9 protein-coding genes are annotated in these 6,615 nt (G+C 65.7%); 3 read left to right on the top strand and 6 right to left on the bottom strand.

All coding sequences use genetic code 11. The features are described from left to right. Together EN780_RS24580 and EN780_RS24575 are read right to left on the bottom strand one after the other, a co-directional pair. A partial coding sequence (locus EN780_RS24580; RefSeq protein WP_133372696.1) for an ATP-binding cassette domain-containing protein occupies nucleotides 1-458 on the bottom strand: 458 nt, incomplete at its 3' end. Between the two features lie 2 nt (nucleotides 459-460). Next, the gene (locus EN780_RS24575) at nucleotides 461-1,465 is read right to left on the bottom strand and encodes an ABC transporter substrate-binding protein (RefSeq protein WP_127284955.1); all 1,005 of its coding nucleotides are present in this window, start codon (nucleotides 1,463-1,465) and stop codon (nucleotides 461-463) included. Between the two features lie 357 nt (nucleotides 1,466-1,822). Between EN780_RS24575 and EN780_RS24570 the strand changes: the two genes are divergently transcribed. Together EN780_RS24570 and EN780_RS24565 are read left to right on the top strand one after the other, a co-directional pair. Then, a complete protein-coding gene (locus EN780_RS24570) occupies nucleotides 1,823-2,206 on the top strand; it encodes a RidA family protein (protein WP_128275571.1) in 384 nt (127 codons plus the stop codon). Nucleotides 2,207-2,262: 56 nt separating this feature from the next. Then, nucleotides 2,263-3,066, top strand: coding sequence for a creatininase family protein (locus EN780_RS24565; protein ID WP_128275570.1), 804 nt, complete (start codon nucleotides 2,263-2,265; stop codon nucleotides 3,064-3,066). A gap of 11 nt (nucleotides 3,067-3,077) precedes the next feature. Here the strand turns inward: EN780_RS24565 and EN780_RS24560 are convergent, their stop codons facing one another. Continuing rightward, a complete protein-coding gene (locus tag EN780_RS24560) occupies nucleotides 3,078-3,587 on the bottom strand; it encodes a tyrosine phosphatase family protein (RefSeq protein ID WP_127309397.1) in 510 nt (169 codons plus the stop codon). Continuing rightward, on the bottom strand, nucleotides 3,584-4,639 hold the full coding sequence (cobD, locus tag EN780_RS24555) for a threonine-phosphate decarboxylase CobD (protein WP_128275569.1): 1,056 nt from the start codon (nucleotides 4,637-4,639) through the stop codon (nucleotides 3,584-3,586). Before cobD ends, EN780_RS24560 begins: the two co-directional genes overlap by 4 nt. Between cobD and cbiB the strand changes: the two genes are divergently transcribed. Further along, on the top strand, nucleotides 4,638-5,615 hold the full coding sequence (gene cbiB / locus EN780_RS24550) for an adenosylcobinamide-phosphate synthase CbiB (RefSeq protein ID WP_128275568.1): 978 nt from the start codon (nucleotides 4,638-4,640) through the stop codon (nucleotides 5,613-5,615). The genes cobD and cbiB overlap by 2 nt on opposite strands. Here cbiB and cobO read toward each other — a convergent pair whose 3' ends face one another. Further along, complete coding sequence (gene cobO, locus EN780_RS24545; protein WP_128275567.1) at nucleotides 5,616-6,230, bottom strand: cob(I)yrinic acid a,c-diamide adenosyltransferase; 615 nt, start codon at nucleotides 6,228-6,230, stop codon at nucleotides 5,616-5,618. 1 nt (nucleotide 6,231) lies between these two features. After that, nucleotides 6,232-6,615: bifunctional adenosylcobinamide kinase/adenosylcobinamide-phosphate guanylyltransferase (locus tag EN780_RS24540; RefSeq protein ID WP_133372695.1), on the bottom strand; the 384-nt coding region annotated here is incomplete at its 5' end.

Raw genomic sequence — 6,615 nt, 5'->3', positions numbered from 1 at the left:
CGCATCTTCATGCCGCCGGAGAGCTCGCGCGGCACGGCATTTTCGAAGCCGTTGAGATGCACGCGCGCCAGCATGGCCATCACCGCGGGCTCGGCTTTTGCGCGCGACACGCCCTTCAGCCTGAGCGGCAGCCAGACATTGTCGAAGACATTCGCCCAGGGCAGCAGCGTCGGCTCCTGGAAGACGAAGCCGATGTTCGAGCGATCGATGCCGCCGCGCCAGTCGAGCAGCCCGGAGGTCGGCGTCGACAGGCCGGCGATCAGCCTGAGCGCCGTCGACTTGCCGCAGCCCGACGGTCCGAGAAGGCTGAGGAAATCGCCTTCGCGGATTGTCAGGTCGACGTCGCTCAGCGCCGTCACGCCGTTGGAAAAGACCTTGCCGACATTGCGGAGCGCCAACAGCATCGGGCCTTCACCCGATGCCGTTGCCGGCGCCTGCGCCACTTTCTCCAGCTTCACGGTTACTTCTTCAGGTCCAGCCCGACGCCCTTGTTGATGAAGGCCAGCGTATAGGCCTTCTTGATGTCGATGCCCGGCTGCGCCACCTTGGCCTTGACCATCTTGTCGTAGAAGCTCTGGATACGCGCTTCCGTCATGCCGCCGATGCCGAGCTTTTCGGTATCGCCGGAATCGACCACGCCGAACTTCTTCAGCTGCTCGATCGAGAAGGCGATCTGCTCGTCCGTCATATCCGGATTGTCCTTCTTGATCAGATCGTTGGCGGCCTTGTTGTCGCCGTACAGGTAGTTGTACCAGCCCTTGGCCGAGCCATCGACGAAGCACTGCACCACCTCCGGCCGCTTGTCGATCGTGTCCTGCATGACCTCGACGGTGGTCGCGTAGGTATCCCAGCCATAGTCGGCGAGCAGGAACTGGTTCGGAACGAAGCCGCCCGCCTTCTGCACCGCGAACGGTTCCGACGTGACGTAGCCCTGCTGGATCGACTTTTTGTTGGCGATGAATGGCGCCGGGTTGAACGTGTAGGGCACGCGCTTGGCGGCATCGAAGCCGAGCTCGGTCACCATCCACTGGAAGAAGGTCTGCGCACCCTCGTCGCCGAGGATGTACTGGTCGGCGTTCTTCAGGTCTTCCCACTTGTCCAGCCCCTGCCCGGGCTGGGACATGATGACCTGCGGGTCCTTCTGGAAGTCGGCCGCGACAACGCGCATCGGAATGCCCTGCTGCACGGCGTCGAAGGCCGACAGAAGGTTGCCGCCCATATAGAAATCGATCTTGCCGGCCAGCAGCATCGGCCGGCCGCTGACCTGCGGGCCGCCCTGCATGATGGTGACGTCGAGGCCGCACGCGGCATAGGTGCCGTCGGCGACCGCCTGGTAGTAGCCGCCATGCTCCGGCTCGGCCAGCCAGTTGGTGCCGAAGGTGACTTTCTCGTTGGCGGCCGCGCCCAGCGTGCCCGCCGCAAGCAGGACGACAGCGCCCGCCAGGATCTTCCGTTTTCCGACCATGAACATCACCCTCAATTTGCTCCGACGCGCTGCGCGCCGGGCTCGACACCATTGGTTCAAGAAGCAAGACACATGCCACCGCCTGGGCCGCCTGCTCGCGCGACAGTCGCTGCTAGCAGCGGACGGGTCATGCTGTACGAGAGGCATCGTGCCTATTTTTTGGACGCCTGTCCATAATCGCAAGGACGATGGGCACAGCCATCTTGAAGGCGTCTTTGATCGTGCCTTACCTAAAGCCCGTCGCGCCTGAACGGCACTTATGCGACGCGCCTTAGGTTGTTGTTTCATGCATGTCGTTATCCCAAAACCGCTGCACACTTTTGGGCGACATGCATTAGGCTGAGACAGGAGATTGCCATGTTCCGATTCCTCACGCCGAAGTCGATCAAGCCGCCCTTTGCCCGCTACAGCCACGGCGTCGAAGTGCCTCCCGGCAAGCGCCTGGTGCTGTGTTCAGGCCAGGTCGCCATGACCGCGGACGACCAGATTCCGGATGACGCCGGGGCGCAGGCCGAACTCTGCTTCGACAACGTAGCGGCGATTCTCGGCGAGGCCGGACTTGGCCTTGCCGACATTGTGCGCATCAACACCTATGTCACCGACCGCGCCTTCCTCAGGCCCTATATGGAGGTGCGCGACCGGCTGTTCGCCAGCCCGGCGCCGGCCTCGACATTGATGATCGTCTCCGGTTTCGCCCGGCCGGAATTCAAGGTCGAGGTCGAGGTGATCGCCGCCGGATGATCGACAGGCGATGCCAGCCGCGCTAGGTCTGGCGCGATGATTTGAAGAGGCACGACATGACCGTTGCGAACAGACGCGTGTGGTGGGGCGACTACCGGACCACCGAATACGCCTCGATCGACCCGGAAGCGACGATCGCCGTGCTGCCGGTGGCGGCGATCGAGCAGCACGGACCGCATCTGCCGGTGTCGACCGACACCTCGATCATGAACGGCATGCTGGACACCGTCATCGCCCGCCTGCCCGCCGATCTCGACATCCGTATCCTGCCCGTCCAGGCGGTGGGCAAATCCAACGAACATCTGCACGCGCCGGGCACCCTCACCCTGCCGGCAACGACCCTGGTCGATGCCTGGACCGAACTCGGCCTGTCCATCGCCAGGGCCGGGGTGAGAAAGCTGATCGTCGTCAACTCGCATGGCGGCAATGAGGAGATCATGGGCATCATCACGCGCGAGCTGCGCGTGCGTGTCAAAATGCTGGCGGTGAAGACGAGCTGGCAGCGTTTCGGCCGGCCAGCCGGCATGTACACCGAGCTGGAGGACCGCCACGGCATCCATGGCGGCGACGTCGAGACCTCGCTGATGCTGCATTTCCGGCCCGACCTCGTCGACATGGGCAAGGCCGACAATTTCGTTTCCAATGTCGGCCGCGCCGAAAAGGAATTCGCCCTGCTGCGCCACACCGGCACGCACGCCTTCGCCTGGATCGCCAGCGACCTCAACCCGAACGGCGTGGTCGGCGACGCCTCGATCGCCACGGCCGAGAAGGGCCGCCTGACCGCCGAGCATCAGGCCGACGGCTTCATCAGCCTGGTGAAGGATGTCCGCAAGGCAAAGCTCGCCGACTGGCTGCCGTAACCCGAAGGGGTTCAGGCTTCGATCTTCAACTCGAAAGGTATGCCCTCGAAAGCGTCGGCGCCGCGCCCGATCGCTTCGATCGCGGCGATCATGCGGCCATCGCGGCCAAGCAAGGCATCGGCAACGGCGATCAGCCGCGGATTGGGGGTCGCCGAGGGCGAGAGCGCGCGCAGCGTCTGCGCCAGCTCGACCTCGTCGCGCTTCGGCGCCAGCGCCGCGGCAATGATATAGGCCGAGGCGGTCGAGCGGCTGATGCCGGCATAGCAATGCACGACCAGCGGCTTTGCCCGATCCCAGCGATAACCGAAATCGAGCAGCGCGCGGACATGCTCCTCGCCCGGCATGGTCATGCCTTCCTGCGCCACGGCGATATCGTGCATGACCAGATGCAAGTGGTTTTCCGCCACGATCGAGGCCGGGCGCATCACTTCGGTGCCGGCGGCAAGCAGCGACAGCAGGCGCTGCGCGCCGGTTCTCGCCACCGTCTCCTCGACCTTCGACAGCGAACAGACATGGATCATGGGTTGGTTTCCTTCGTCCGATCCTCGCGCAATGAGGCCCAGTCGGCAAGCGCCGCTTCGAGCCGCTGCCATTCGGCCTCATCCCCCGGCAGTCCGGCGCGCAGGACCTGTGGCCGCTGGGCGAAATGCCGGAGCAGGATGCCGCGCTCACCCAGCGCCGAAAACAGGCCGGCGGCTTCGGGCAGGCGCAGATAGCGGAACAACGTGGTGCCGCCGGCCACGGTAGCGCCGAACCGGGCGAACAGCTTGTCGAGCCGCGCCGCGTCCTGCGCCAGCCGCCCACGCATGGCGGCCTGCCAATCGAGGTCGCCAAGCGCGCGGATGCCGTATTCAAGCGCCGGGCCTGCCACCGCCCAGGGTCCCAGTTGCGTCTCCAGCCGCTCGACCGTCAGCGTGTCGGCCAGCGCGAAGCCGAGCCTGACACCGGCAAGGCCGAAGAACTTGCCGAAGGAACGCAGCACGACGATGCCGCCCTGCCCGACATCGCCGGCCAGGCTTTCCGCTCCCGGCCCGACATCCATGAACGCCTCGTCGACGACCAGTAGGCCGCCCTTGGTGCGAAGGTGGGCGGCAAGCTGAAGCAGTCTTTCGCGCTCGACGACGCGACCGTCCGGATTGTTGGGGTTGACGACAACGGCGAGGTCGGCCTCGGCAAGCGCTTCGACATCATCGACGTCGGCCGCCGCATGGCCGGCGATGGCGGCGGCTCCGCTGTGCTCGGCATAGGTCGGCCCGAGCACCAGCGCCTTGCCGGGCTTCACCAGCGAGGCAACGCGCGGCAGAAGGATCTGCGTGCCGGGCGCGGCCGCCACATGCGCCGCCGACGGCGCGCCATAGGCGCCGGCCGCGACCGCTCGAAGTTCGCCGAGCCGCGCCGCTTCCGGCAATCGCAACAGGGTGGTGGCGGGCAATTCGAAAATTGGATAGGAGTGCGGATTGATACCCGTCGAGAGATCGACGAAAGGCCGTGGCGCGTGAGGGAAGAGCGCGCTCGCCCGGCCAAGGGATCCGCCGTGATCCACTGCCGCAATCGCTCCATCAAGAAGCTTCATGTCGATACTGATTGCCTTCCTGTCATTGGTCATTGAGCGGGCACTCGGCTACCCGGACTGGCTGTTCGGGGCCATCGGCCATCCCGTCACCTGGTTCGGCAGGCTGATATCCTTTCTCGATCGCGCGCTCAACCGCGCCACTGATTCCGACGCTCAGCGTCGCCGCCGGGGCGTCATGGCTCTGCTGGTCATTGTTCTGGTGCCGGCGGTCATCGCTTTTGCCGTGCAGCTCCTGCTCTGGCAGATGTTTCCGGTCGGCCTCATCATCACCGCGATCCTGGCGTCGACGCTCATGTCGCAGAAGAGCCTGGCCGATCATGTCGAGGCGGTGGCCGACGCGCTCGACACCGGCGGCCTTACGCTCGGCCGCATCGCCGTCTCGCGCATCGTCGGCCGCGATCCCGAAAAGCTCGACAAGGCAGGCGTTTCCCGCGCGGCGATCGAAAGCCTGGCCGAGAATTTCTCCGACGGCATCGTCGCTCCGGCCTTCTGGACCGGGGTCTGCGGCCTGGCCGGCGGCGTCGCCTACAAGGCCGCCAACACCGCCGATTCGATGATCGGCCACCGCACGCCGCGCCATGAGGCCTTCGGCTGGGCGGCGGCGCGCTTCGACGACTGGATCAACCTGCCGGCATCACGGTTGACGGGGCTGCTGATCGTGCTGGCTGCCTTCTTCGTCAAAGGCGCGGACCCCCGCAACGCCTGGCAGGCCATGCGGCGCGACGCGAAAAAGCACCGTTCGCCCAATGCCGGCTGGCCGGAGGCCGCGATGGCCGGCGCGCTGGGTCTCGCCCTGGCCGGCCCGCGCAGCTATAGCGGCGTGGTCGTCGAGGATGCCTACATGGGCGAAGGCGGCCGGCGCGAGGCGGAAAGCCTCGACATCAGGCAGGCGCTGAAGCTCTACCAGGTGGCCGACTGGCTGCTGATCGCGCTGTTCGGCATCCTGTCGGCGCTGTTGATCTATCTGACGATGTGATCAGAACTCGATGCCTTGCTGGGCTTTCACGCCCGCCGAGAAATGGTGCTTGGTGAGGCCCATTTCGGTGACGAGATCGGCCGCCTCGACGAGCAGCGGCTTGGCGTTGCGTCCCGTGACCACGACATGCAGGTCCGCGCGGCGCGCCTTCAGCGCGGCAACGACCTTTTCCAGATCGAGATAGTCGTAGCGCAGCGCGATGTTGAGTTCGTCGAGCACGACGAGGCTGATCGTCGGGTCGGCCATCAGTTCGAGCGCCTTGGCCCAGGCGGCCTCGGCTGCGGCGATGTCGCGCTTCAGATCCTGCGTCTCCCAGGTGAACCCTTCGCCCATCGCGTGCCAGACGACGCGGTCGCCGAAGGCGGCGAAGGCGTCCTTCTCGCCGGTATGCCATTTGCCCTTGATGAACTGCACGACGCCGACGCGCTTGCCGTAACCGAGCATCCTGAGCGCCAGCCCGAAGGCGGCCGTGGTCTTGCCCTTGCCCGGGCCGGTGTTGACGATCAGCAGCCCCTTCTCGATCGTCTTTGCCGCCACCTCGGCATCCTGCACAGCCTTGCGCTTGGCCATCTTGGCGCGGTGGCGCTCGGCATCCTTGTCATCGGTCTCGGTCATCTCACTTCACCTTCAGCGGCAGACCGGCCACCATCAGCAGCACCGTATTGGCGACGGCGGCGACCTGCTGGTTGAGTCGGCCGGCCGCATCGCGAAACCGCCTCGCCAGCGCATTGTTGGGCACGATGCCCAGGCCAACCTCGTTGGACACCACGAACCACGGCCCGCGCGGCCGCGATAGAACATCCACAAGCCGCCGGCATTCCGCATCGAGGTCGCGTTCGGCCAGCATATGATTGGTCAGCCACAGAGTCAGGCAGTCGATCAAGACGGGCTGATGATCGGGCAAAGCCTCGATCGCGGCGGCAACATCGAGCGGCGCGTCGACCGTCGCCCAGCCCTCGCCGCGACGCGCCAGATGCAGCGCGATGCGCTCGCGCATCTC

The organism is Mesorhizobium sp. M4B.F.Ca.ET.089.01.1.1, assembly GCF_004022605.1.
Taxonomy (GTDB): domain Bacteria; phylum Pseudomonadota; class Alphaproteobacteria; order Rhizobiales; family Rhizobiaceae; genus Mesorhizobium; species Mesorhizobium abyssinicae.
Note: the sequence above shows the minus strand (reverse complement) of the source record. Positions and strands in the feature narration are given on the sequence as shown.

Bases quoted from the DNA above. Each gene is read 5' to 3' on its own strand.
- EN780_RS24575 (WP_127284955.1), bottom strand. From the start codon at position 1,465: ATGGTCGGAAAACGGAAGATCCTGGCGGGCGCTGTCGTCCTGCTTGCG.
- EN780_RS24570 (WP_128275571.1), top strand. From the start codon at position 1,823: ATGTTCCGATTCCTCACGCCGAAGTCGATCAAGCCGCCCTTTGCCCGC.
- EN780_RS24565 (WP_128275570.1), top strand. From the start codon at position 2,263: ATGACCGTTGCGAACAGACGCGTGTGGTGGGGCGACTACCGGACCACC.
- EN780_RS24560 (WP_127309397.1), bottom strand. From the start codon at position 3,587: ATGATCCATGTCTGTTCGCTGTCGAAGGTCGAGGAGACGGTGGCGAGA.
- cbiB (WP_128275568.1), top strand. From the start codon at position 4,638: ATGTCGATACTGATTGCCTTCCTGTCATTGGTCATTGAGCGGGCACTC.
- cobD (WP_128275569.1), bottom strand. From the start codon at position 4,639: ATGAAGCTTCTTGATGGAGCGATTGCGGCAGTGGATCACGGCGGATCC.
- cobO (WP_128275567.1), bottom strand. From the start codon at position 6,230: ATGACCGAGACCGATGACAAGGATGCCGAGCGCCACCGCGCCAAGATG.